General features: G+C 58.9%; 25 protein-coding genes. 8 read left to right on the plus strand and 17 right to left on the minus strand.

Annotation, left to right across the window (positions count from 1 at the left end):
* Nucleotides 1-49 precede the first annotated feature (49 nt).
* Nucleotides 50-499 carry a nickel-responsive transcriptional regulator NikR gene (gene nikR, locus ACEQFP_RS10110; RefSeq protein ID WP_035596153.1) on the plus strand — a complete coding sequence of 150 codons (450 nt, stop codon included), beginning with the start codon at nt 50-52 and terminating at the stop codon, nt 497-499.
* 10 nt (nt 500-509) lie between these two features.
* Here the strand turns inward: nikR and mltC are convergent, their stop codons facing one another.
* From mltC to mutY, 3 genes are read right to left on the minus strand one after another with little or no spacing between them, the layout of a single operon-like run.
* The gene (gene mltC / locus ACEQFP_RS10115) at nt 510-1,589 is read right to left on the minus strand and encodes a membrane-bound lytic murein transglycosylase MltC (protein ID WP_035594126.1); all 1,080 of its coding nucleotides are present in this window, start codon (nt 1,587-1,589) and stop codon (nt 510-512) included.
* Between the two features lie 47 nt (nt 1,590-1,636).
* Nucleotides 1,637-1,909: an oxidative damage protection protein gene (locus ACEQFP_RS10120; protein ID WP_005280942.1), complete on the minus strand. Its 273-nt coding sequence runs from the start codon at nt 1,907-1,909 to the stop codon at nt 1,637-1,639.
* 2 nt (nt 1,910-1,911) lie between these two features.
* Complete coding sequence (gene mutY / locus ACEQFP_RS10125; RefSeq protein WP_370558304.1) at nt 1,912-3,000, minus strand: A/G-specific adenine glycosylase; 1,089 nt, start codon at nt 2,998-3,000, stop codon at nt 1,912-1,914.
* Nucleotides 3,001-3,265: 265 nt separating this feature from the next.
* On the opposite strand from mutY, the gene trmB reads away from it, so the two are divergent.
* The 5 genes from trmB (at nt 3,266) to ACEQFP_RS10150 (ending at nt 7,927) form a co-directional block, all read left to right on the plus strand.
* Complete coding sequence (trmB, locus tag ACEQFP_RS10130) at nt 3,266-3,982, plus strand: tRNA (guanosine(46)-N7)-methyltransferase TrmB (RefSeq protein WP_035594129.1); 717 nt, start codon at nt 3,266-3,268, stop codon at nt 3,980-3,982.
* Nucleotides 3,982-4,308, plus strand: coding sequence for a YggL family protein (locus ACEQFP_RS10135; protein WP_005280949.1), 327 nt, complete (start codon nt 3,982-3,984; stop codon nt 4,306-4,308). Before trmB ends, ACEQFP_RS10135 begins: the two co-directional genes overlap by 1 nt.
* 198 nt (nt 4,309-4,506) lie before the next feature.
* Entirely contained in the window at nt 4,507-5,433 is a 927-nt protein-coding gene (glsB, locus tag ACEQFP_RS10140; RefSeq protein ID WP_370558303.1) for a glutaminase B, read from the plus strand.
* Between the two features lie 10 nt (nt 5,434-5,443).
* Nucleotides 5,444-6,172: a DUF2884 family protein gene (locus ACEQFP_RS10145; RefSeq protein WP_005296078.1), complete on the plus strand. Its 729-nt coding sequence runs from the start codon at nt 5,444-5,446 to the stop codon at nt 6,170-6,172.
* 126 nt (nt 6,173-6,298) lie between these two features.
* Nucleotides 6,299-7,927 (plus strand): ABC transporter substrate-binding protein, encoded by a 1,629-nt coding sequence (locus ACEQFP_RS10150; protein WP_005296074.1) that lies wholly within the window; start codon nt 6,299-6,301, stop codon nt 7,925-7,927.
* A 49-nt stretch (nt 7,928-7,976) separates the two neighbouring features.
* On the opposite strand, the gene hemW is transcribed toward ACEQFP_RS10150, so the two are convergent.
* The 11 genes from hemW to ACEQFP_RS10205 form a co-directional block, all read right to left on the minus strand.
* A complete protein-coding gene (hemW, locus tag ACEQFP_RS10155; protein ID WP_035596151.1) occupies nt 7,977-9,107 on the minus strand; it encodes a radical SAM family heme chaperone HemW in 1,131 nt (376 codons plus the stop codon).
* Nucleotides 9,100-9,693: an XTP/dITP diphosphatase gene (locus ACEQFP_RS10160; RefSeq protein WP_005280967.1), complete on the minus strand. Its 594-nt coding sequence runs from the start codon at nt 9,691-9,693 to the stop codon at nt 9,100-9,102. Before ACEQFP_RS10160 ends, hemW begins: the two co-directional genes overlap by 8 nt.
* 85 nt (nt 9,694-9,778) lie before the next feature.
* A complete protein-coding gene (gene yggU, locus ACEQFP_RS10165; RefSeq protein WP_005280969.1) occupies nt 9,779-10,069 on the minus strand; it encodes a DUF167 family protein YggU in 291 nt (96 codons plus the stop codon).
* A complete protein-coding gene (locus ACEQFP_RS10170; protein ID WP_005296070.1) occupies nt 10,066-10,620 on the minus strand; it encodes a YggT family protein in 555 nt (184 codons plus the stop codon). The genes yggU and ACEQFP_RS10170 overlap by 4 nt, the downstream gene beginning before the upstream one ends.
* A gap of 97 nt (nt 10,621-10,717) precedes the next feature.
* The gene (locus ACEQFP_RS10175; protein ID WP_035596145.1) at nt 10,718-11,428 is read right to left on the minus strand and encodes a YggS family pyridoxal phosphate-dependent enzyme; all 711 of its coding nucleotides are present in this window, start codon (nt 11,426-11,428) and stop codon (nt 10,718-10,720) included.
* 193 nt (nt 11,429-11,621) lie between these two features.
* The gene (ruvX, locus tag ACEQFP_RS10180; protein ID WP_005280975.1) at nt 11,622-12,044 is read right to left on the minus strand and encodes a Holliday junction resolvase RuvX; all 423 of its coding nucleotides are present in this window, start codon (nt 12,042-12,044) and stop codon (nt 11,622-11,624) included.
* Nucleotides 12,044-12,607, minus strand: a complete 564-nt coding sequence (locus ACEQFP_RS10185; protein WP_005280978.1) for a YqgE/AlgH family protein — start codon at nt 12,605-12,607, stop codon at nt 12,044-12,046. The genes ruvX and ACEQFP_RS10185 overlap by 1 nt, the downstream gene beginning before the upstream one ends.
* Nucleotides 12,608-12,818: 211 nt before the next feature.
* A complete protein-coding gene (gshB, locus tag ACEQFP_RS10190; protein ID WP_035607122.1) occupies nt 12,819-13,769 on the minus strand; it encodes a glutathione synthase in 951 nt (316 codons plus the stop codon).
* A 32-nt stretch (nt 13,770-13,801) separates the two neighbouring features.
* Nucleotides 13,802-14,533, minus strand: coding sequence for a 16S rRNA (uracil(1498)-N(3))-methyltransferase (gene rsmE / locus ACEQFP_RS10195; RefSeq protein WP_005280988.1), 732 nt, complete (start codon nt 14,531-14,533; stop codon nt 13,802-13,804).
* 105 nt (nt 14,534-14,638) lie between these two features.
* On the minus strand, nt 14,639-15,358 hold the full coding sequence (gene endA / locus ACEQFP_RS10200) for a deoxyribonuclease I (RefSeq protein ID WP_005280990.1): 720 nt from the start codon (nt 15,356-15,358) through the stop codon (nt 14,639-14,641).
* A 120-nt stretch (nt 15,359-15,478) separates the two neighbouring features.
* Entirely contained in the window at nt 15,479-15,994 is a 516-nt protein-coding gene (locus ACEQFP_RS10205) for a SprT family zinc-dependent metalloprotease (protein WP_035594186.1), read from the minus strand.
* Nucleotides 15,995-16,393: 399 nt separating this feature from the next.
* Here ACEQFP_RS10205 and cadB point away from each other — a divergent pair, with 399 nt between their 5' ends.
* Together cadB and ACEQFP_RS10215 are read left to right on the plus strand one after the other, a co-directional pair.
* Complete coding sequence (gene cadB, locus ACEQFP_RS10210; RefSeq protein ID WP_068871076.1) at nt 16,394-17,713, plus strand: cadaverine/lysine antiporter; 1,320 nt, start codon at nt 16,394-16,396, stop codon at nt 17,711-17,713.
* A gap of 73 nt (nt 17,714-17,786) precedes the next feature.
* Nucleotides 17,787-19,937, plus strand: coding sequence for a lysine decarboxylase CadA (locus tag ACEQFP_RS10215; protein WP_005280999.1), 2,151 nt, complete (start codon nt 17,787-17,789; stop codon nt 19,935-19,937).
* Nucleotides 19,938-20,079: 142 nt separating this feature from the next.
* On the opposite strand, the gene ACEQFP_RS10220 is transcribed toward ACEQFP_RS10215, so the two are convergent.
* From ACEQFP_RS10220 to fucR, 3 genes are all read right to left on the minus strand, one after another.
* Entirely contained in the window at nt 20,080-21,240 is a 1,161-nt protein-coding gene (locus ACEQFP_RS10220; protein WP_068871078.1) for a glutathionylspermidine synthase family protein, read from the minus strand.
* Nucleotides 21,241-21,243: 3 nt separating this feature from the next.
* Nucleotides 21,244-21,915: a DUF1190 family protein gene (locus ACEQFP_RS10225; protein WP_005296059.1), complete on the minus strand. Its 672-nt coding sequence runs from the start codon at nt 21,913-21,915 to the stop codon at nt 21,244-21,246.
* A 219-nt stretch (nt 21,916-22,134) separates the two neighbouring features.
* Complete coding sequence (gene fucR, locus ACEQFP_RS10230) at nt 22,135-22,872, minus strand: L-fucose operon activator (protein WP_370550591.1); 738 nt, start codon at nt 22,870-22,872, stop codon at nt 22,135-22,137.
* Nucleotides 22,873-22,889: the final 17 nt, after the last annotated feature.

A 22,889-nucleotide genomic window follows, 5' to 3' on the forward strand; every position in this document is an offset into this window, starting at 1 on the left:
CGAATCTTTGTCATACTGCACCCCATTAACCCGTGACAGGAGCAGAATGATGCAACGCGTAACCCTCTCTCTCGACGACGATCTGATGGCAGAGATCGACGCCATCATCAAGGCGCGTAACTACCAGAATCGCTCTGAGGCGATCCGCGATCTGGCGCGCGCCGGGCTACAGAGCATGACGGATGTGCCGACGCAGAGCGCCAATTGCGTGGCGGCGTTGTTCTATGTCTACGATCATGAGTCGCGCGAGCTCTCGAAACGCTTAACGCGTACCTTCCATGATCACCACGATCTTTCCCTGGCTAGCCTGCATGTCCATCTGGATCACGGCAGTTGTCTGGAGGTCTCGCTGTTAAAAGGGGCGGGTACCGAGGTCACGCGTTTCGCCGAGCAGGTGATCGCCGAACGCGGGGTGCGCCACGGTAAATTGGTGGTGGTGCCGGGGGATGAGGGCGAGGGGCATGACCACGCTCACCCTCATCACCACGCGCATGAGTGACGTCGCTTCCTCAGCGGATACGGCGGTAGTTCTTCTGTGTGTTGTTGACCTTGTATAGATAACGGCGCGACTCCGCTGAGGGGTGGCGCTGGGTCAACGCCTCATACACGTCACCGGGCGACATCTGGTTGATGATGTTGACCGCCTGCCCCTTGTCACTGGAGAAGATACGCAGCACGCTGCCCGCCCCGCCGTTGTAGGCGGTGATCACCGCATAGCGACGCGAGGTCGGATTCTGAATGCCGCCCAGGTAGTTATTCTGCAAGATCGCCAGGTAGGCGGTACCGGTGTCGATGTTTTTCTCCGGATCGAACAGGTAGCTGCGACTTGGCGTGCCCCATTTGCCTTTCGAGACGAAGACATCCTTACCGGCGGTATGTTGCATCACCTGCATCAATCCCAGTGCGTCGGAGCGGCTGACGGCGTAGGGGTTGAAGCTAGATTCGGTCTGCATGATCGCCAAGATCAGCGATTCGTCGACGCCATAACGTTCGGAGGCGCGGCGTATCATGCCCAGGTACTTGTGCGCGCGTTTATCCAGGTGGTTAGGTACCAGCTGAATGGTCACTGAGTAGATCACATGCAGCCCAGAGCTGCGTTTCATCAGCTTGTTCTGCAGCAGGTAGTTGGCAAAGTTATTGGCCCGCCCAGACCAGCGAATCGGCTGCCCGGTATTGTCCAGCACCTGGCCGTAGAGGAACGGTTCGCGGCTTGGCTTGATGTCGTTCGCATCAGAATAGAGGTCGATGGCGCTGGGATCATCGCCCATCAACAGGGTGGTGACGATGGCCTGGCGCAGGCTTTCCGTTGGATCGAGGGTGGCGATGGTCTCGATGGTGATCTGACCGGTCTCAAAGTTGATGTGGCTACGGGTCAGATATTGATCGCTATATTTCACATAGTCCTTGGGACCGGCGATCAACACCTCGTTAATCCCCCAGATATTCTCGATGTTGTGGGCGAACTGCCCCATCAGAATATCAAACCCGTTGGTATCTTTAATATATTCTTCGGTGTCGCGCTCGGGCTTCTTGCTGGAGCACGAGATCAGCAACGGGGCGATTAACGCCAGCGCAAGGACTTTCTTCATGGTAACAGCCATATCTGAATGACATCAGGGCGCATCTGCGCCCGGTTTTACTGACTCGGCGGCGTATAGCCTTCGATGTGGACGTCGTGGCCTTCGAACAGGAACTTCTCCATTTCCCGCGCCAATAGACTGCGGTCGTCCGGGTTCATCATATTCAATTTTTTCTCATTGATCAGCATGGTCTGTTTGGCCATCCACTGCCCCCACGCCTCCTTGGAGATATGGTCATAGATGCGCTTACCCAGATCGCCGGGATAGCTCTGAAAATCTAGCCCCTCGGCTTCACGATTCAAGAAAGTACAAAACACGGTTCTACTCATGCTTACTCCTCATGCTGCGTATCAGCGTCACGGTCCTTGACCGTCGGCTGTAGCGGTAGTTGCTGTAAAAGGCACTCGGTAGGTGCCGCCAGCCCTACGGAGGGTGGCTGCGCTAAGTTATACCAGAGTCCCGCACCGTCATCCATGCAGGCCGCTGCCGGAGCATAGTGCGACCATACCGGGATGATATCCAAATGAAAATGGCTAAACGTGTGGCGAAACGCAGTCAGGACTTGCGCCGCCGCGGGGTCCTGCCCTAATTGGCGCAGGTGCGCGTGCAGCGCCGCCGCGTTATCGAACTGGGGAAAGCAGAATAGCCCTCCCCACAGCCCGCTGGCCGGACGCTGCTGTAACCAGACCTGACCTTCGTGTTGCAGCAGCAACAGATAGGCTTGGCGTTCCGGTAGGGTCTGTTTGGGTTTTTTCCCCGGGTAGGCGGCCCAATCGCCGTTGGCGTAGGCTAGACAGCCGCTGCTAAGCGGACACAACTCGCATTTGGGACGGCTACGGGTACAGACCAGGGCGCCCAGATCCATCATCGCCTGGTTAAATTGACTGACACCGTCGGCCGGTGTCACCTGAGCGCTCAGTTGCCATAGGCGCTTTTCGACCTCTTTCTTCCCCGGCCACCCGGCGACGGCATAGCAGCGTGCCAGCACCCGCTTGACGTTGCCGTCCAAGATCGGATGATGCTGGCCGAGCGACAAAGAGAGGATCGCCCCGGCGGTGGAACGACCAATCCCCGGCAGGGCAGCTACCTGATCGAACTCGCGAGGAAACTCGCCGCCGTACTGGGCGACAATGGTTTGGGCCGCCTTGTGCAGGTTCCGTGCGCGGGCATAGTAGCCCAGCCCGGTCCACAGGTGTAGCACCTCGTCTAACGGCGCCTCGGCCAAGGCCTGCACGTCGGGGAAGCGTTGAATAAAGCGTTGGAAATAGGGGAGAACCGTTGCGACCTGGGTCTGTTGTAGCATCACCTCGGAGAGCCATACCCGATAGGGCGTCTTAGGATTTTGCCACGGCAGGGTCTTACGCCCGAAGCGTGCATACCAGGCTAGAACGGCCTGGGCGAAGGGTTGCGCCTGCATCATAAACCAGTCATGTCCTCACTCTATTCGGTTGCGCCGCAGCGCGGGACTGGATTGCAGCACAGCCGGAGCAAGCTGTAAACCGGATCTTGGCGAGCGGCCGCACGCGATGGGCGCGTTAGATGAACGAGGCGTATTATAAAATTTTACTATAGATAGCGCGATTTTCCCCGTAGTCTGTGGGTTGCTGGTAAAATCAGCGCTTGTGTAAATGGGGTAACTTTGCATAATGCCCTGACTTTGACTATCCAGGTAGATGAAACACGACATGAATGAAGTGATCACAGCGGAATTTGATGAAAACGGCCGTGCCATACGCCGGATTCGTAGCTTTGTACGCCGTCAGGGGCGCCTGACCAAAGGGCAGCAACTGGCGTTAGAACAGTACTGGCCGCTGATGGGTGTCGAGTTTACGCCCGAAGCGCTGGATCTGCCGACACTGTTCGGCCGTCAGGCGCCGGTGGTGTTGGAGATCGGTTTCGGCATGGGGGCCTCGCTGGTCACCATGGCAGAGCAACACCCGGAGCGCGACTTCCTCGGTATTGAGGTGCATTCGCCGGGCGTGGGCGCCTGCCTGGCGTCGGCGCATGAGGCGGGGGTGAATAACCTGCGCGTGATGTGTCACGATGCCGTCGAGGTGTTAGAGCGGATGATCCCCGACGCCTCGCTGGATATGGTGCAGCTGTTTTTCCCCGATCCGTGGCATAAGGCGCGCCATCATAAGCGCCGTATCGTGCAGCCCGCTTTCGCCGAGCGCATCCGTGGCAAGCTGAAGGTCGGTGGCGTGTTCCACATGGCGACCGACTGGGAAAACTATGCCGAGCATATGCTGGAAGTAATGAATCATGCGCCGGGCTATCGCAACCTGTCCGACGATAATACCTATGTCCCACGTCCTGACTCGCGTCCGGTCACTAAGTTTGAACTGCGCGGTCAGCGTCTGGGGCATGGCAACTGGGACCTGATGTTTGAGAGGGTAGAGTAATGGCGAAAAATCGTAGTCGTCGTCTGCGCAAAAAGCTGCACATTGACGAGTTTCAGGAAGTGGGCTTTAGCGTCAGTTGGCGTTTTGCCGAGGGTACGCCGGTTGAGACGGTCGATGCTGTACTCGATCGCCTGATCGATGAAGTGATCGAACCGCAGGGGTTGGCCTTTGACGGCAGCGGCTACCTGCGCTGGGAAGGGTTGATCTGCCTGCAACAGATCGGTCGATGCAGCGATGAGCAGCGTCAACTGATCAAGGGCTGGCTGGAAGGCCAAGGGATGCTGGACGTGGTAGTCAGCGACCTGTTTGATGTGTGGTGGGAATAACGCCCTCGCACCGGCGCCGCCCCTGCGGTGGCGCCCTATCCCTTCTGTATTTCGTTCTCTCTGAGGTTCTCCTGTCGCCCCGCCCCCAACCCTAACCCTGTCGGCCTGGGCGCACACGGCCTCGTCGAGGAGAGCGCGTCTGTAGTAACCTTAAGCGTGATGGCACGGTCTGTGCCCCGTGGAGTCGATAGTCTCGCCATGCAAACTGAATTAAGCGATCAACTCTTAGCCGAGATCTTGGATCAGGTCCGCCCATTACTGGGCCGAGGACGAGTAGCCGATTATATTCCGGCCTTGGCCGAGGTCCCGGCGGATAGGTTGGGGATTGCGGTATGCACCGTCGATGGGCAACTATTTTCTGCCGGCGATGCCGCCGAGCGTTTCTCCATCCAATCGATCTCCAAGGTATTAAGCCTGACGCTGGCGATGCACCGCTACAGCGAGGCGGAGATCTGGCAACGGGTTGGCAAGGAGCCCTCTGGTCAGCCGTTTAATTCGCTGGTACAGCTGGAGCTGGAGCAGGGTAAGCCGCGTAACCCCTTTATTAACGCCGGAGCGCTGGTGGTGTGTGACATGTTGCAGACCCGTCTTAGCGCGCCGCGTCAGCGCATGTTGGAGGTGGTGCGCGGGCTGAGCGGTAGCGACGATATCTGCTACGACGCGCGAGTCGCCCGATCCGAGTTCGAGCACTCCGATCGTAACGCGGCCATCGCCTACCTGATGAAGTCGTTCGGCAACTTTGATAACGACGTGATCACCGTGCTGCACAATTACTTCCACTACTGTGCTTTAAGAATGAACTGTATGGAACTGGCGCGTACTTTTGTTTATCTTGCCAATCGGGGACGCGCCCTGGGACCCGACACGCCGATGATCGGTGAGCGTCAGGCGCGCCAGATCAATGCGCTGATGGTGACCAGTGGGCTGTATGATGGGGCGGGGGAGTTCGCCTATCGCGTCGGCATGCCCGGTAAGTCGGGGGTCGGTGGCGGCATCATCGCCGTGGTGCCACGCGAGATGAGTATTGCCGTCTGGAGTCCGCAGCTGGATAGCTGTGGTAATTCATTGGCCGGAGTCGCAGCGTTGGAGTGTTTAGCCCAGCGCCTTGGCCGTTCAATATTTTAACGAGGTCATGATGGGTAAATGGGGATGTTCCCTGCTGCTGTTGCTGGCGGCGACACAGGCGCAGGCCGCTTGGCAATGCCAGGTCAAACCGCAGGATGACATTATTATCGGTGCGCAGCAGGTGCAGATCGTCGGCGCCAGCGGCAACCTACAAATTGCTCGCGATGGCGCGGTGACCCGCGATGGTCATCCGTTGGCGTTGAGCGCCGACGCCCGTCGCCAGGCCGAGACGCTCCAGCGTGATATTCGGCGCGACGTGCCGTGGATCGATCAGGGGATTCAGACCCGCCTGGATCGTGCTCGTGGCGCGCTAGATAACATCATCGTCGAGCAGTTGGGCAGCGACAGCCATGTGCGTCAACGCCTGGCGACGCTGGATACCCAGCTCAAGGCACAGATGAACCGGGTGTTGGAGAAACGCAGCGATGGTTACGCCTTCCATCACCAGGCGATAGCGCAGGTGGAGAAAGAGGGGCAGACGTTGGTGAATCAGACACTGGGTGGCGTATTACAGGATAGCATCAATGAGATGGGGGCTAAGGGATTGCTGCAAGCCGGCAAGTCGGATAATCCGTTGCAGGCGGTGTTGGGCAATCTCGGCGGCCTGCAACAGGCCATCCGTAGCGAGTGGGATAAGCAGGATAACGACCTACGAGCCTTCGGTCAGCAGGCTTGTGAGCGTGTGCAGTCGCTGGACAGCCAGCGTAAGGCCTTGCTGAAGGCGTTGCCTGCCTCCTAACGGTGATCCACGCCACAGAATATGACCCGGCCCGTGTGCCGGGTTTTTTTGTGCCATCTTTTGCCCTGCCATCTGTCTTGCTTTGCTGTTTTAATGTTACCCACATCGACCATGGAGGGTAACTATATGAAAATTAAATATAATTCATTGTTTAGATATGGCTTTTTTATGCTTGCGATTGGACTGGCTCTCCCTACAGTTTCATACGCCGCCGTGGTGCCTGCGGGGGAGGCGCTGGCGGCGAATCAGGTATTGACGCGTAATAATGGTAGCGAGCCCGCCTCCCTCGACCCACACAAGTCGGAGAGCGATGTGGAGTTCAACATCATCCGTGACTTCTTCGAGGGGCTGTTGACCCTCGATGGCGAGGGGAAGCTGCGTCCCGGGTTGGCCGAGCGCTGGCAAAGCGAGGATGGGCGGATATGGACCTTCTCGCTACGCCCCGATCTGCAGTGGTCCAACGGTGAGGCGCTGACGGCGCAGGATCTGGTATTTAGTTGGCAGCGGCTGATCGACCCGGCCACCGCCTCGCCCTACGGCACCTACTTGGTCAATATGGGGGTGGAGAACGCCAGTGAGATTCAAGAGGGCAAGCTGCCGCCCAGCGCATTAGGCGTCGTGGCACCGGATGCGCGCACGTTGCGCGTCACCTTGGTGCAGCCGTTGTCCACCTTCCTGCCGATGGTGGTGCATCCGACGCTGGTGCCGCTCAACGCGCGGGTGATCGCCCGTTATGGCGACAAGTGGACCCAGCCAGGCAACTTTGTGGGCAATGGCGCCTATACCCTCGGCGATTGGATCGTTAACGAGCGCGTGAGCGGAGTTCGCAACCCGCGTTACTGGGATGATGCCCACACAGTCATCGATCGGGTCACCTATCTGCCGATCGCCTCGGAGACGGCTGGTTTTAACCGTTATCGCGCCGGGGAACTCGACATTAGCAGCATCCCGAGTCCGCAGTTCGCCGCCCTGCGCAAGGAGTTGGGCGATGAGATCCAGATCTTCCCCAAGCTCGGTACCTACTATTACCACTTCAATACCCGTAAGGCACCCTTCGATGATGCGCGGGTGCGCCTGGCCCTGAATCTGGGGCTGGACAAGGATGTCATCGCGGAGAAGGTGCTCGGCCAAGGGCAGCGCCCCGCCTGGTTGCTCAGCGCCGAGCATATCGGTGGCATGACGTTCCATGGCCCAGATTACGCCAGTTGGCCGCGTGAGAAGCGTTTTGAGCGAGCCAAGGCGTTGCTGGCCGAGGCAGGATTCGGGCCCGCTAATCCGCTGAGTTTCTCGTTGCTGTATAACACCTCCGAGGGACATCAGCGTATCGCCATCGCCGCCGCCTCGATGTGGAAGAAGAATCTGGGGGTCGAGGCTAAGTTGAATAATCAGGAGTGGAAATCCCTGCTGGATACCATGCGCAATGGCGACTTCGAGCTGGTTCGGACCTCTTGGATCGCCGACTATGACGATCCGGCGGCGATGTTGAGTGGTTTTCGTAGCGGTGACAGCAACAATACGCCGAAGTACAGCAATCCCCGTTTCGATGCCTTGTTGACGCAGGCGGTGGCCAGTCAGGATCAGGCGGAGCGCCAGCAGTTGTTCCAACAGGCCGAGGCCATCCTGGCCGAGGATGTTCCCACGATTCCACTCTATCACTACGTCAGCGTACGGTTAGTGAAGCCCTATGTCGGCGGGTTTAATCCCGGCAATATGGACTATATCTACACCAAGGACATGTATATCCGCGCCCATTGAGGCCACGCGGCGCCCTTGCAGTGACGAGGGCGCCGTAGGAGGGCCGGGGTTAGAGGAACAGCTCCAGCAGCGAGTTAAGGAACAGCTTGCCGTGTGGCGTGATCTGCCAGTGGCTGGGGCTTTCACTGATGTAGCCCTGCGCTAGCGCCGCCTCCAACTGCGGGCGGATGGTCGCCTCGTCCACCCCGGTGTAGGCGGTAAAGTCGGCGCGCGGCGCCGGCTCCAGTAGACGGAAGCGATTCATGAAGAACTCGAACGGGCGATCCGCTAACGTTACCTGTTGCTGCTGATCCAGGTAGTTTCCCTGCATATAGCCACGAGGATGGCGCGTCTTGGCGCGCCGCTCAATGCGTCCGTCGACGAAGGTCAGTTTGCCGTGAGCCCCGCAACCGATGCCGAGGTAATCGCCGAAGCGCCAGTAATTGAGGTTATGCTGGCACTGGCGTCCCGCTAAGGCGTAGGCCGACGTTTCGTATTGCTGGTAGCCGTTGGCCCGTAGCAGGCGGTCGCCCTGCTCGAAGATCTCCCACAGGGCATCGTCATCCGGCAGGCGCGGCGGGCGTGAACCGAATAGGGTATTCGGCTCGATGGTGAGCTGATACCACGAGAGATGTGGCGGATTCAGGGCGATGGCTTGGCGTAGATCGTCTAGCGCCTCCTGCTGACTCTGCTGTGGCAGGCCATGCATCAGATCCAGGTTAAAACTCCGTAATCCTAGGCTTGATGCGAGTTGCGCGGCGGCGATGGCCTCTTGGGGGCCATGGATGCGTCCCAGGCGTTGGAGTTTGTCGGCACTGAAGCTTTGCACCCCGATGGAGATGCGGTTGACCCCGGCGCGTTGGTAGGCGCTGAAACGCTCGGCCTCTACGGTGCCCGGATTCGCCTCCATGGTGATCTCGGCATCGGCTGCCAACGGCAGGCGTGCGCGGACGCCATCCAACAGCCGTTGCAACGCCTCACCGCTGAACAAGCTAGGCGTGCCACCACCGATGAAGAGGGTGCTCAGGGGGCGCCCGGCGACGCGCGGCAACTCCTGATCCAGATCGGCCAGCAGGTGGTCGACATAAGCCTGCTGTGGGATCTCGCCCTTCTGCGCATGGGAGTTGAAGTCACAGTAGGGGCACTTCTGTACGCACCAGGGAATATGGATATACAGGCTGAGCGGCGGCAGCTTAAGCATGGCGCATCAGATCCAATAGCTGTTGCAGTGCCTGGCCTCGGTGTGAAATGGCGCGCTTTTGCTCGCGGCTCAGTTGCGCCGCGGTGCAGCCCAGCGCCGGGATGAAGAAGAGGGGATCGTAGCCGAAGCCGCCTTCGCCACAGGGTGCCGTGGCGATCTCGCCCTGCCAGACGCCGTGGCATACCAGCGGGGTCGGATCGTCGGCGTGGCGCAGATAGACCAGTACACAGTGGAAGCGAGCCTGGCGCTGGCCGGTGGGGATGTCACGCAGGGCATGCAGCAATTTTTCCATGTTGGCCGCATCGTTGGCCTCTTCACCGGCATAACGAGCGGAGTAGATCCCTGGCGCGCCGCCAAGCGCATCGACGGCCAGGCCAGAGTCGTCGGCGATCGCCGGTAATCCGCTCTGGCGAGCGGCATGGCGTGCCTTGAGGATGGCGTTTTCGATAAAGGTCAGCCCGGTCTCTTCGGCACTGTCGATGCCCAATTCGCTCTGGGCAACGATGTCCAGGCCAAAGTCGGCCAGCAGGGAGGCCAGTTCACGGACTTTACCGGCGTTACCGGTGGCGAGTACCACTTGTTGCATGATTCGGATCCTATTGAGGACAACGGCAGGCCGATAGGGCCTGCCGTTGTGTCGTATCAGTGTGCGGCGAGGGTGTTTCCCGCCGTTATTCGAGCGCTGCCGCCACCACGTCGGGGATCTGTTGCGGCTGGTGGATGCGCAGCTGTTTATGGCGCCCCAATTCCCCCTTCTCGATGGTGATTAGGCTCTTGGCGACACGAAACTGTTTGGCGATGAATTTTATCAGGTGAGCGTTAGCCTGACCATCGACCGGCGGTGCGGTGATCGCCACCTTCAACTCTTCACCATGCAGGCCGACGATCTGATCGCGACTGGCCTTGGGCTGAATATACAGCCGCAGGATCCAGTCATCGCCTGCTCGACTGACTGCACTCACAGCAGGAACCACAGCTGGCCGAATAGATCGATGCCCAAATAGTTGAGCAGATAGAGCACTAGAATCACCACCATGGCGGAGAAGTCTAGCCCACCCATCGCCGGGATGATGCGGCGGATCGGCGCCATCATCGGCTCGGTCAGTTGATAGAGTACATAGTCCATCGGGCTGCGCCCCTGGCTTATCCAGCTCATGATGGAGCGGATGATGATCACCCAGAACACCAGATAACCGGCGGACTTGACCACCGAGATCAGGCCAAAGAGTAGGTTATAGGGACTGAGGGAGAGCGAACCGCTCTGGATCAGTAACAGTAGCGGGTATTTGACGGTCATCAGGATGAACGCCAACAGCAGCGAGGCGGAGTCGATCGGCCCCAGCGGCGGCAGGATGCGACGCAGCGGTGCGACCACCGGTTGGGTCAGCTTGACGATAAACTGCGAGAGCGGGTTGTAGAAGTCGCTACGTGCCCACTGCATCCAGATACGCAATAGCAGCACCATGACATACAGATCGAGCAGGGTTTTGACCAGAAACGTCAGTGTTAGCATGAAAAGCCCTTTTTCCATCGATAATAAAGCTTACCCGCCGGTGCGCCGGACGGGGTGATAAAACAGGCTGCCGTCGGCAGCCTGACGTCGCCGTGTGTTAGGCGTGACCGTAGTCGCGTGCGCCGAAAATCGCGGTGCCGATACGCACCAGGGTGCTGCCGGCGGCGATGGCGGCCTCCATGTCGTGGGTCATCCCCAGCGACAGGGTATCCAACTGCGGGTAACGCTGTTGCAGGGTTTGCAGCGCCTGAGCCATACGACGGCAGACGGCCAACTGCCGCGCCGGATCGTCCTCTGGCGCCGGGATGGCCATCAGGCCACGCAGGCGTAGATTGGGTAACTGGCTGATGGCGTCTGCCAGCGCATCGACCTGCTCCAGGGCGATCCCGGACTTGCTCTGTTCGTCGCTGATGTTCACCTGGATCAACACATTGAGCGGCGCTAACGTCGCCGGGCGCTGTTCGTTTAGGCGTTGGGCGATTTTTACACGATCGATAGTATGGATCCAATCGAAATGCTCGGCGACCAGGCGGCTCTTATTGGATTGGAGCGGTCCGATGAAGTGCCAGGTCAATGTCGTCTCACCGGGCTGTTGGCGGTAATGCTGGATCTTGCTAACGCCTTCCTGCACATAGTTTTCGCCGAAGGCACGTTGACCCGCAGCGATGGCGGCGTCGATGTCGGCGATGGGCTTGGTCTTGCTGACCGCCAATAGCGTGATGGCGTGCGGGTCGCGCCCGCACTGTTCGGCCGCGCGGGCGATACGCTGACGGACCGCGTTGAGCTGGTGTTCAATGGTACTGTTCATGATGCCTCGTCCCGGGGAGTGGGAAATCGTGCCGGTCGCACTGAGCGGCGGCAACCCTCGCGTAGTGTAAAGCAAAACGGCGCCGCGCTGCACGCTTCGCGCCAATGCCTGGGGCGGCGTCCCATCGTTCATAGATGGGGGCGTTTTAGCGAGAGTCAATCCATCGCGGCGGTGCGCGGCGGCGGGATGGTCGTTAGCCGGCGTGATTATCGAACCAGCTTTCGAGGATCAGCGCGGCGGAGGCGGCGTCGACGCGTCCCTTCTCCAAGGCACGGTAACCGCCATCGGCGAACAGGTGGGCGCGGGCCTCGACGGTGCTCAGGCGTTCGTCATGCAGGGCAATCTGTACACCGAAGCGGCCATGCAGGCGATTGGCGAACTTGCGCGCGAGTTGCGTCAGCGGTTGTTCACTGCCATCCATGTTCAGCGGCAGGCCGACCACCACCAGATCCGGCTGCCATTCGCGTAGCACCTTTTCTATCTGCTGCCAGTCGGGAATACCCTCGTTGGCCTTAAAGGATTGCAGCGGGCGCGCGCTGCCGGTCAGCTCCTGACCGATGGCGCAGCCGATGCTGCGGGTGCCAAAGTCGAAGGCGAGTAAGGTACGGGAATTCATCAGGCGTGTCCTGCGTTACAAGGCATATTACGGATATCCACCCCCAGCTTTTTCGCCGCGCAGATCCAGCGGTCAGCCAGCGGGGTGTGGAATAGGATCTGACTGTCGGCTTCCACCGTCAACCAGGCGTTGTCGAGCAACTCTTGCTCCAGTTGCCCTTTGCTCCAGCTACAGTAACCCAAGGTGACCAGGATCTCCTCAGGCTGACGATCGGTACCCAGAGTCTCCAACACGTCGCGCGAGGTGGTCAGCATACAGCCGGGGCCGATGTCGGCGCTGGAGCCGAAGGCATCGCTCGGGCTGTGCAGGACGAAGCCGCGATCTTCTGCCAATGGGCCACCGGCTAGCACCGGCTTATCGAGGCGGATGGCGGCGTCGCGTGGCGTCGGCTCGATGTCGAGCTTCTCCAGCAGGGTGGATAAGGTGAGCTGCTCCAGGGGTTTATTAATGATCATGCCCATGGCGCCATCCTCATTGTGCTCGCACACATAGATGACGGTGCGTTTGAAGCGACTGTCCTGCATAGAAGGCATGGCAATCAGAAAATGGTGCGCTAGTTTCATGGTGATATTTTCAACTCGCTGTTTTTGTAGGCATCAGTATGCGAATTTTTGCCGCGCAAGTCACGGGGCGAGCGGCGGGTATTCGATGCAGCGCATGCTATGGCGGCGTAGGCCGACAGCGTGCTGGCGCGGGAGAAGGCGAGGGTGAGACAACGGAAAATACTGGGGCGAGTGTTTTACCCACCCCGAGCGGTTACCTAGATGGCATCAATCAGCGTGCGGCTAGGCGGGCCTCGATGGCATCCATCAACATCCCGGTGATGGAAACCGGGAAGGCCGCCTCGATCTCGCGAACACAGGTCGGGCTGGTGACGTTGATCTCCGTCAGACGGTCGCCGATGATGTCCAGACCGACGAAGATCAGCCCCTTCTGCTTGAGGATCGGCGCAACCTTACGTGCGATGGCCCAGTCACTCTCGCTCAGGGGACGGGCCTCGCCGCGCCCGCCGGCCGCCAGGTTGCCGCGCGTCTCGCCGCTCTTCGGAATACGTGCCAGACAGTAAGGCACCGGCTCGCCATCCACGACCAGGACACGCTTATCACCCTCCTTGATGGCGGGCAGGTAGTTTTGCGCCATGCAGAAACGATGACCGTGTTCGGTGAGGGTTTCGATGATCACCGATACGTTCGCATCATCCTGCTTGATACGGAAGATCGAGGCGCCGCCCATGCCATCCAACGGCTTGAGAATGATATCGCCGTGGCGAGCGTGGAAGTCGCGCAGATGGTCGGCACGGCGCGTGACCAGGGTATCCGGCGTCAGGTCGGCGAACCAGGCGGTAAACAGCTTTTCGTTGCAGTCACGCAGGCTCTGTGGTTTGTTGACGATCAGGGTGCCGTGGGCCTCGGCGCGCTCCAGAATATAAGTGGCGTAGATAAACTCGGTGTCGAACGGCGGATCCTTACGCATCAGGATCACATCGAGATCGGCCAACGCGATATCCTGTTCGCTGTCAAAACGATACCAGCTGGTCTTATCGTCGCTGACGCTGAGCAGACGCGTCTGCGCGCGGGCTTCCCCCTGGTGTAGGTAGAGATCGGCCATCTCCATATAGTGCAGTTGGTAGCCGCGACGCTGTGCCTCCAGCAACATGGCGAAGCTGGTGTCTTTCTTGATGTTAATGGATGCGATGGGATCCATCACAATACCGAGCTTAATCATACTATTCTCCTGTCTCCTTCGCGGATTCTGCCTCAGCCTAAGTCGCCAAAGCGGACCTGAAGTGCGGTAATGGCGGTTAACGCCGTCGTCTCGGTGCGCAGAACGCGCGGCCCTAATAGAATATCAGTAAAGTGGTAGTCGGCGGTCATGGCAATCTCACTCGCCGACAGGCCACCCTCAGGGCCGATCAGCAAGCGTACCCGGCTGAGGGGCTGCGGCAGGGTGTTGATGCTGGCGCTGGCGCGCGGGTGGAGGTTGAGCCGCAGGCCATCGTCCGGCTCGGCGCACCACGCCTCCAGCGTCATCGCCGGGCGGATCAACGCCAGGCTATTGCGCCCGCACTGCTCACAGGCGGCGATGGCGATCTTTTGCCACTGCTGCTGCTTCTTCGCCAGCCGCTCCGCATCCAGCCGTACACCACAGCGTTCGGAGATCAGCGGGGTAATGACGTTGACGCCCAACTCGATCGACTTCTGGATAGTGAACTCCATCTTTTCGCCGCGTGACATCACCTGCCCCAGATGCAGGTGCAATGGCGACTCACGGTTCTCCTCATGCACCGCCGTCAGGCGTACGCGCACGCTCTTCTTATCGGCACTGACGATCTCGGCGTCGAAGACCCGGTTACTGCCATCGAACAGCTGTAAGGCGTGACCGGGTCCCATTCGTAAGACGCGGCCAACGTGGTTGGCGGCATCGTCGGACAGGTTGACTTCGCCGGGAATGCTCAGGGGCTGTGGGTGGTAAATACGGGGAATGCGCATGCAGGATCCTCAGACAGGGTAAAAAGGGCGTGCCTCGGCACGCCTTCACGACTGTGCGCGATTATATACCCGTCATACGCCGAGTGGCAGTGATGGCGAAAGCGATCACGGTTTGCTTGCCGCGCAGGCCTGTTGGACGTAAGGGTTCGGGTTGCCCTGTACTTTGGCGATGCGAGCCTCACGCTCACACTCCCAGGCGGTGACGGGGTATTGACGGTTCCACACCTCAAACAGGCGGGTCTGCTGCGCAGAGAGGCGGATGTGGTAGCGATCGCGCATATAGAAGTAGGTGCGCGCGATGGCCCCACGTGCGCGTTCCGGCGGCTCTGCCTGCTTGTTTTTAAAGTCCACCTTCATCGTACACTGGCCGTATTGCCCCTCGCCGCCACGCCACTGACTGAAGGCGAAGTTGCTGCGATCACCATTCACCTCGCCGATGGCCGGTTGCAGGTTATGCAGGTCGGTTTCGATGCGCACATAGTTTGGGTTCTTGGCGCAGTTTTTCCGCCCCCCCTCCTGCCAGCACTGGAGTTGATGGCCAAACTGCCAGGCCGGCATCACGTGCTCCCATTCGATGCGCTCGGCACGACGGGCATTCTTCCGTACCTGGTAACCGCAACTGGCGAGATCGGGGGTACCTTTTTTCCCCTGCCACTCAATGCGGCAGCCACAGTAAAAGGTACCGGGCGCATCATGGTTGATCTTGACGGCGACGGCCTTGGCCTGGGTGAAGTTGTGGATCTTATCTGCCTGGGCCTGAGCGCTCAATGGCAGCAGCATGGCGCCCAACAGGGCGGCGAGAGAGAGTAGGGTTTTGCCTGACATCTTCTAAAATCTTGTCACAGTGAGAAAGCCAGCAGGGTAGACAATACAATGCGTTCGGGCAACCCTTTGCGGCTATCGCGCGAGAGTTTGGGAAATGAATGGGAAAGTTTTGAGTGCGACTCAGCGTGTGGCGGACTCGGGACTCCAGCACAGGGTGTCTCCGCACTGGCGGCATTGGTAACGCGATTCGCCGCGTTGGACGCGATTGTGGCGGCGTAGCGTCAGCTGATGCAACTGGCAACGGCAACGGTAGGGGAAGGTCGCCCCACGCACCGAGTCGACGGTAAAACGATGCGTACGACGAGGCTCGCTGTCGAGGATGTCGCGCATCATCCAGCGCCACTCAGTGCCATGGGGGGCGACACGGCCAAACTGGCGATACACCAGCAGATGGGCGAGCTCGTGTGGGATCACTTCGGTGATGAAGGGTTGGCCATTCTCCAGCAACAATATCGGGTTGAGGCGGATCTCCCACTGCTGGGGCCAGGCCGTTCCGGCGATGGTGCCACGTTGTCGGTAGTGCAGTGTGGGGAGGGGGAACGTGGCGTCTAGCCGTTGTTCGGCGAGAGCCAACTTGCTGCGCAGGGTATGCATGACCGACTGCTGTAGGGCGATGGGAATACGTGCTGTGTTCATGGTGGCCAGCATAACGGTAGTGGCGGGGCGCTTCAAGCCTGGCGTATGGCTGAGCGTTGGAGGCGAATAGATTAATTAAATTAAACGATTCGTTACCCTCGATCTTATTTCCTCTCACTAATATTAATCTTACAGAAATATAGCGTGGGACCAGGGCGACCAGGTGAATATTATCTCAATGATTATAAAGTATATTTATTTCCACAAAATGCCAATGGTTATCGGTAAATGTAACAGTATGAATTTTAAATAAAAAAATGCAGGTAAATTTATTGTTTCTAACGGGAAAATATTACTTCCTTTTCTATAATTATCAGCGGAGCCTGACGGTTTGCTGACGCGCGCTCCAGTGGGCCAATGTCATGTATGGCCAATCATCATCACAGGGGAGCGCAGACTATGGCTTCTGCAAAAAAAATCGGGCTTATCGCCTGTACCGGGGTGGTTGCCGGCAACATGATGGGCAGCGGCATTGCGTTGTTGCCCGCCAACCTGGCAAGTCTCGGGTCAATCGCAGTATGGGGCTGGTTGATCGCGCTGGTGGGCGCAGTCTCGCTGGCTTATGTCTATGCCCGTTTGGCGACCAAGAACCCGCAGGAGGGGGGCCCGGTGGCCTATGCCGGCGAGGTCGGTGCGGCATTCGGGTTCCAGACCGGGGTGCTGTATTACCACGCTAACTGGATCGGTAACTTGGCGATCGGTATCACCGCCGTCTCCTATCTCTCGACCTTCTTTCCCGTGTTGAACCAGCCGATCCCGGCGGGGATTGCCTGTATCGCGATCGTCTGGATCTTTACCTTCGTCAATATGCTGGGTGGTGCCTGGGTCAGTCGCTTGACCACCCTGGGCTTGGTGTTGGTACTGATCCCGGTTATCGCTACCGGGATCGCCGGTTGGTACTGGTTCGAACCGAGCATCTACATGGCAAACTGGAATACCTCCGGTAGTACCGACTACCATGCGATTATCAAGAGTATCCTGTTGTGTCTGTGGGCGTTTATCGGGGTTGAGTCCGCGTCCGTCAGTACGGGTATGGTCAAGGATCCGCAGCGTAACGTCCCGCTGGCTACCATGATGGGGACCTTCCTGGCCGGGGTGGTCTACATCGCCGCGACCCAGGCGATCGCCGGGATGTATCCGGCACATGAGATGGCCGCGTCTGGTGCCCCCTTCGCGATCAGCGCCTCTACCATGGTGGGCAGCTGGGCCGGGCCGGTGGTCTCCGCCTTTACCGCCTTTGCCTGCCTGACGTCGCTCGGTTCTTGGATGATGCTGGTCGGCCAGGCTGGTGCGCGCGCCGCTCACGATGGTAACTTCCCTAAGATCTATGGTGAATTGGATAAGAATGGCTTGCCGAAGAAAGGGTTATTCCTGGCCGCGATCAAGATGACCGTGCTGATGGTGTTGATCACCGTGATGAACGCCAGCGGCGGTAAGGCGTCCGATCTGTTCGGTGAGTTGACCGGTATCGCGGTGCTGTTGACCATGCTGCCCTACTTCTACTCCTGTATCGACCTGATCCGTTTCGATGGCGCCAACATCAAGAACGTTCTCAGCCTGTTGGCCTCGATTCTCGGTTGTGTGTTCTGTTTTATCGCCCTGATGGGGGCCAACTCGATTGAGCTGTCCGGTACCTTTATCGTCAGCCTGATCATCCTGATGTTCTACTCACGCAAGCTGGGCTCCGCGCAGGAGAAAGATACCGCCCCGCGTAGCTAGTCGTGACCGTTGTTAACCGACCGGCGGTGAGGATACCGCCGGTGCAGCCAGTCTATTGGCCAGGAGAGTTCACATGAATATCATCGCCATAATGAATGACATGAGCGTGTATTTTAAGGAAGAGCCGCTGCGTGAGTTGCAATTGGAGCTGGAGAAGGCGGGATTTCGCATCGCCTATCCGCACGATCGTAACGATCTACTCAAACTGATCGAGAATAACGCTCGCTTATGCGGGGTGATCTTCGACTGGGATAAGTACAACCTGGCGCTGTGCGAGGAGATCAGCGCGTTGAATAAGATGCTGCCGATCTACGCCTTTGCCAATACCTATTCGACGCTGGACGTGAGCATGAGCGACTTGCGTCTGAACGTGCGTTTCTTCGAGTACACCCTGGGCAGTGCACAGGATATCGCGTTGAAGATCCGCCAGAGTACCGATCAGTACATCGATGCCATTATGCCGCCGTTGACCAAGGCGTTGTTTAAGTATGTCCACGAGGAGAAGTATACCTTCTGTACTCCGGGCCACATGGGTGGCACCGCCTTTGAAAAAAGCCCGGTGGGTACCCTGTTCTACGACTTCTACGGTGAGAATACCCTGCGTTCCGACATCTCCATCTCGGTGGCCGAGCTCGGCTCGCTGTTGGATCACAGCGGCCCGCATCGCGAGGCCGAGGAGTATATCGCCCGGACCTTTAACGCCGATCGTAGCTATATTGTGACCAACGGCACCTCGACGGCCAACAAGATCGTCGGGATGTACGCCTCGCCGGCCGGCGCCTCGATCCTGATCGACCGTAACTGCCATAAGTCACTGACTCACCTGATGATGATGAGTAATGTGGTGCCGCTGTACCTGCGCCCGACGCGTAATGCCTACGGTATCTTGGGCGGGATCCCGCGCCAGGAGTTTACCCGCGAGGCCATCGAAGAGAAGGTGCGTAACACGCCGAACGCCAGTTGGCCGGTGCATGCGGTGGTCACCAACTCCACCTATGACGGTTTGTTCTATAACACCGACTATATCAAGCAGACACTGGATGTGAAGTCGATCCACTTCGACTCCGCTTGGGTTCCCTACACCAACTTCCATCCCATCTATCAGGGCAAGGCAGGGATGAGTGGTGAGCGGGTGCCGGGTAAGGTGATCTATGAAACCCAGTCCACTCATAAGCTATTGGCCGCATTCTCTCAGGCCTCAATGATCCATGTGAAGGGGATCATCAACGAGGAGACCTTTAACGAGGCCTACATGATGCACACCTCCACCTCGCCGCACTACGGTATCGTGGCCTCGGCCGAGATGTCGGCAGCGATGATGAAGGGCAATACCGGTAAGCGCCTGATCGCCAACTCTATCGAGCGCGCCATTCGCTTCCGTAAGGAAATTAAGAGACTACGTAGCGAGTCCGAGGGGTGGTTCTTCGATGTGTGGCAACCTGACAACATCGATGACGTCGCTTGCTGGCCGCTGAATGCGCGCAACGACTGGCATGGTTTCAAGAATATCGATGATGACCACATGTTCCTGGACCCGATCAAGGTAACGCTGTTGACCCCGGGGATGAAGGCGGACGGCACCATGGATAGCTGGGGGATCCCGGCGTCGATCGTCTCCAAGTACTTAGATGAGCATGGCATCATCGTCGAGAAGACCGGGCCATATAACCTGTTGTTCCTGTTTAGCATTGGTATCGATAAGACCAAGGCCCTCAGCCTGCTGCGTGCCTTGACCGACTTCAAGCGCGTCTACGATCTCAACCTACGGGTGAAGAACGTGTTGCCGTCGCTGTATCAGGAGGCGCCGGAGTTCTATGAGAACATGCGCATTCAGGAACTGGCCCAAGGGATCCACACGCTGACCAGCGAGTCTCGCCTGCCGGATCTGATGTACAGCGCCTTCGACGTGCTGCCGACGCTGGTATTGACGCCGCACGATGCCTTCCAGGAGGAGGTCCGCGGCAATATTGAAAGCTGTCCGTTACAGCAGATGATCGGTCGGGTCAGCGCCAACATGATCCTGCCGTATCCTCCCGGTGTGCCGTTGATTATGCCGGGGGAGATGATCACCGAGGCCAGTAAACCGGTCTTGGACTTCCTGCAACTGTTGTGCGACATCGGTGCCCACTATCCCGGCTTCGAGACCGATATTCACGGGGTACAGTGCAACGGTAAGGGAGAGTATGAAGTGGTGGTACTGAAGAACCACGGTGACAAGGCGTAAACACCGGCCAACACCAGAGTAAGCGAAGACACCGCCCTCGGGCGGTGTCTTTTTATTATTGCGCCGTTCTTCACAAGGCGGGCAGCCTTGACGCCAGCGTAGCGCGCTGGCTATCCCTGGGTCAGGCTCCGGTGCAGGCGCGTTAATCCAGGATGATATGTGGATAGTAGCGCGACAGATCCTGGGTGATACGACTGCGATCTTCACGCAGGCCAATCCCCGCTGGGCTGTCGTTGACCAGCCAACTGCCGATCAGGGTGTAGCTGTCGCCAAACTTGGGTAGCGGGTGATACTGCTGCACAATCATGCCCTCTTCCCCATAGGGGCCATCGACACGCTCGATCTCCTGGCCATTTTCGATGATACGAATATTGGCCCCCTCGCGTGAGAATAGTGGCTTAATCACATACTTCTCCAGCGGCGGCTGCTGACCATCGGCAAAGTAAGCCGGCAGCAGGTTGGGATGGTTGGGGAACATCTCCCACAACATCGGCAACAGCGCCTTGTTGGAGAGAATGCTCTTCCACGCCGGCTCCAACCAGCGCACCCCGGCATCCTCCAGCTTGGTGGAGAACATCTCGCGCAGCATAAACTCCCAGGGATAGAGCTTGAACAGGTTGCTGATCACCTGGTCTTGGGCATCGGTAAACTGCCCCTTCTCCCCGAGGCCGATCTCGTCCATATACAGAAACTCGGTGGCCAGACCGGCCTCCGCCGCGCAATCCTGTAGGTACTGCACCGTGCCACGATCCTCTTCGCTATCCTGGCAGCAGGCCATGTGCAGCAGTTGGAAGCCATAGTGACTTTTCAGCTCGGCGAAGCGGGCGATCAACTGCTCTTGCAGGCTGTTGAATTGGTCGGCGTTGGCGGGAAGCTTACCGGCGCGGATCTGATCTTCCAGCCAGATCCACTGGAAGAAGGCGGACTCATACAGCGAGGTCGGCGTGTCGGCGTTGTTCTCCAGCAGTTTGGCTGGCCCTTGGCCGTCATAGGCCAGATCGAGGCGCGAATAGAGCGACGGTTGGCCAGAGCGCCAGGAGGCGCGCACGAAGTCCCAGGTGTGTTTGGGGATCTGGAAGCGGGTCAGCAGCGCCTCGCTGTCGACCACGCGCTCCACGACCTGGAGACACATCTGATGCAACTCGGCGGTGGTCTCCTCCAGCGTTTCGATCTGCGCCAGGGTGAATTGATAGTAGGCATCTTCGCACCAGTAGGGCTCGCCATACATAGTGTGGAACTGAAAACCGAATTCGCTGGCTTTGGCGCGCCAGTCTGGGCGCTCGCTGATGGCAATGCGTTTCATCGCTTAACCACCCATGCTGCGAGAGCCGGTGCTGCTGGCACTGCTGCGTTGCAGGCTGTTCTGCTTGGCGACGGTTTCACCGAAGCCGCCACGGGTGACGGTGGTGGTGGTGGCGGGTTTCGGCGCCATGGCGGTCTTCGGCACCGTCATGGTACGCCCGCCGGCGGTCGCGGGACCATAGCTCTTGCCACTGGCGTCGACGAACTGGCCATTAGCCGGGCTGGCGGCACCGCGCGGCGTGAACAGCGGCTGTTGGTTGAAGCCACCGCCCATCAGGCGGCCCATCATATAGCCCGCCATCAGAGGCATCCAGAAGCTGCCGCTGCTCTGTGCCGCTTCGGCATTGTTGCCATTACCCGTCGGTGCCATGCCTGCCTGTGCCGGCGTCTGAGTGCATTGCCCCTCGCCGAATTCGGCGATGCAATCCTCACGGCTGGCATATTTCGGCGCGGTCTTCGCCGCCTCTTTCAGCGCGTTGTCGTAGGACTCCTTGCACTGCGCGCTCATCGAAGGATTGGCCTTGCTACAGTCGTCGGCGTTTTGATACAGCGATACCGTCTCATCGCTCTTCTCGCAGCCGGCCAGTAGGACGACCGCGCTGACGGCTAGCGCCAGCGGCGCCATGCGCCAGTGTTTGCGGAAGGCGCCGCGGTTGATGTGTTTGGTCCGTTTCATTATGTGGTTCTCCGTTGCGGGCCAAGCAAAAGCCATGCCCGTATTACCCAGATTGCCGATAGCATAGGTGAAAGCTGGTTATATTTAAAGCGCGCGGCGGCGCGCTGGCGGGGATTTACATACTCTGAAGCGAGAATGTGCCGTAGCTCGCTCTTTACGTTGGCGCCATGTTGGCGTCGTGGGCGATCGCCTCTCCTCACTCAGCCGTGGCCGGGGGATTCAGAGGTTCACATCATCAGCCACGAGTTCCGCATCCTGCGTATCGGAGATCACCTGTGCGACCTCGTCCAGCGTGCCGATCTGGATCTCGCCGGCGCGGTCGAACTTGCTCTTATCGATCAGCAGTAGTGACTGGGCGGCACGCTTGAGCAGTAATGCCTTAAAGTCGGCGTTATAGGCGTTGGACTCCCACAACCCACCGCGCCCGTCGATCCCCTCGCAAGAGAAGATAAACAGATCGATCTCCAATGACTTGAGCTGAGAGAGGATCGCCGGGTTGACGTAGCAGGCATACTTGCGTTGTAACAGGCCGCCGGAGCTGATCAGTTGGATATGTTGACGCTTGGCCAACTCCTGGCAGATACGCAGGCTGTTGGTAAACACGGTGATGTCGATATCGGGTAATTGACGGGCCAGGTAGTAGCAGGTCGAGCTGGCGTCGAGGGCTAGGGTCATCCCTTCATCGATCCACTCCAGCGCCTGGCGGGCGATTTCGGCCTTACCCGAGAGGTGGCTCTTCAGCCGAGCGTTGAACGGATCGCCGCTATCCTGGGTCTCCCCTCCCAAACCGGTGGCGCGTCCGTGGCGGCGCACGATCTTGCCCTGTTTCTGCAGGGTATTCAGGTCGCGGCGAATGGTTTCGCGGCTCACGTCCAGCCGTTGGGCCAGTGCCTCGGTACTCAGCGTGCCGTATTGAGCCACCAGTTGGATGATGGCCTGATGACGATCGTGTTTCATCTTCGACTCCCGGATGA

Source organism: Edwardsiella sp. A.80236 (assembly GCF_044540725.1).
In the GTDB taxonomy this organism is placed as follows: Bacteria; Pseudomonadota; Gammaproteobacteria; order Enterobacterales; family Enterobacteriaceae; genus Edwardsiella; species Edwardsiella tarda.

What these genes read in the sequence shown, in the direction of transcription:
- rsmE (WP_005280988.1), bottom strand. Translation starts at nt 14,533, where the DNA reads ATGCGCATTCCCCGTATTTACCACCCACAGCCCCTGAGCATTCCCGGC.
- glsB (WP_370558303.1), top strand. Translation starts at nt 4,507, where the DNA reads ATGCAAACTGAATTAAGCGATCAACTCTTAGCCGAGATCTTGGATCAG.
- endA (WP_005280990.1), bottom strand. Translation starts at nt 15,358, where the DNA reads ATGTCAGGCAAAACCCTACTCTCTCTCGCCGCCCTGTTGGGCGCCATG.
- ACEQFP_RS10120 (WP_005280942.1), bottom strand. Translation starts at nt 1,909, where the DNA reads ATGAGTAGAACCGTGTTTTGTACTTTCTTGAATCGTGAAGCCGAGGGG.
- ACEQFP_RS10135 (WP_005280949.1), top strand. Translation starts at nt 3,982, where the DNA reads ATGGCGAAAAATCGTAGTCGTCGTCTGCGCAAAAAGCTGCACATTGAC.
- ACEQFP_RS10205 (WP_035594186.1), bottom strand. Translation starts at nt 15,994, where the DNA reads ATGAACACAGCACGTATTCCCATCGCCCTACAGCAGTCGGTCATGCAT.
- cadB (WP_068871076.1), top strand. Translation starts at nt 16,394, where the DNA reads ATGGCTTCTGCAAAAAAAATCGGGCTTATCGCCTGTACCGGGGTGGTT.
- mltC (WP_035594126.1), bottom strand. Translation starts at nt 1,589, where the DNA reads ATGAAGAAAGTCCTTGCGCTGGCGTTAATCGCCCCGTTGCTGATCTCG.
- ACEQFP_RS10145 (WP_005296078.1), top strand. Translation starts at nt 5,444, where the DNA reads ATGGGTAAATGGGGATGTTCCCTGCTGCTGTTGCTGGCGGCGACACAG.
- ACEQFP_RS10215 (WP_005280999.1), top strand. Translation starts at nt 17,787, where the DNA reads ATGAATATCATCGCCATAATGAATGACATGAGCGTGTATTTTAAGGAA.
- mutY (WP_370558304.1), bottom strand. Translation starts at nt 3,000, where the DNA reads ATGATGCAGGCGCAACCCTTCGCCCAGGCCGTTCTAGCCTGGTATGCA.
- gshB (WP_035607122.1), bottom strand. Translation starts at nt 13,769, where the DNA reads ATGATTAAGCTCGGTATTGTGATGGATCCCATCGCATCCATTAACATC.
- nikR (WP_035596153.1), top strand. Translation starts at nt 50, where the DNA reads ATGCAACGCGTAACCCTCTCTCTCGACGACGATCTGATGGCAGAGATC.
- ACEQFP_RS10220 (WP_068871078.1), bottom strand. Translation starts at nt 21,240, where the DNA reads ATGAAACGCATTGCCATCAGCGAGCGCCCAGACTGGCGCGCCAAAGCC.
- ACEQFP_RS10185 (WP_005280978.1), bottom strand. Translation starts at nt 12,607, where the DNA reads ATGAAACTAGCGCACCATTTTCTGATTGCCATGCCTTCTATGCAGGAC.
- trmB (WP_035594129.1), top strand. Translation starts at nt 3,266, where the DNA reads ATGAATGAAGTGATCACAGCGGAATTTGATGAAAACGGCCGTGCCATA.
- ACEQFP_RS10225 (WP_005296059.1), bottom strand. Translation starts at nt 21,915, where the DNA reads ATGAAACGGACCAAACACATCAACCGCGGCGCCTTCCGCAAACACTGG.
- ACEQFP_RS10175 (WP_035596145.1), bottom strand. Translation starts at nt 11,428, where the DNA reads ATGAACAGTACCATTGAACACCAGCTCAACGCGGTCCGTCAGCGTATC.
- ACEQFP_RS10150 (WP_005296074.1), top strand. Translation starts at nt 6,299, where the DNA reads ATGAAAATTAAATATAATTCATTGTTTAGATATGGCTTTTTTATGCTT.
- ACEQFP_RS10160 (WP_005280967.1), bottom strand. Translation starts at nt 9,693, where the DNA reads ATGCAACAAGTGGTACTCGCCACCGGTAACGCCGGTAAAGTCCGTGAA.
- ACEQFP_RS10170 (WP_005296070.1), bottom strand. Translation starts at nt 10,620, where the DNA reads ATGCTAACACTGACGTTTCTGGTCAAAACCCTGCTCGATCTGTATGTC.
- fucR (WP_370550591.1), bottom strand. Translation starts at nt 22,872, where the DNA reads ATGAAACACGATCGTCATCAGGCCATCATCCAACTGGTGGCTCAATAC.
- hemW (WP_035596151.1), bottom strand. Translation starts at nt 9,107, where the DNA reads ATGCTTAAGCTGCCGCCGCTCAGCCTGTATATCCATATTCCCTGGTGC.
- ruvX (WP_005280975.1), bottom strand. Translation starts at nt 12,044, where the DNA reads ATGAATTCCCGTACCTTACTCGCCTTCGACTTTGGCACCCGCAGCATC.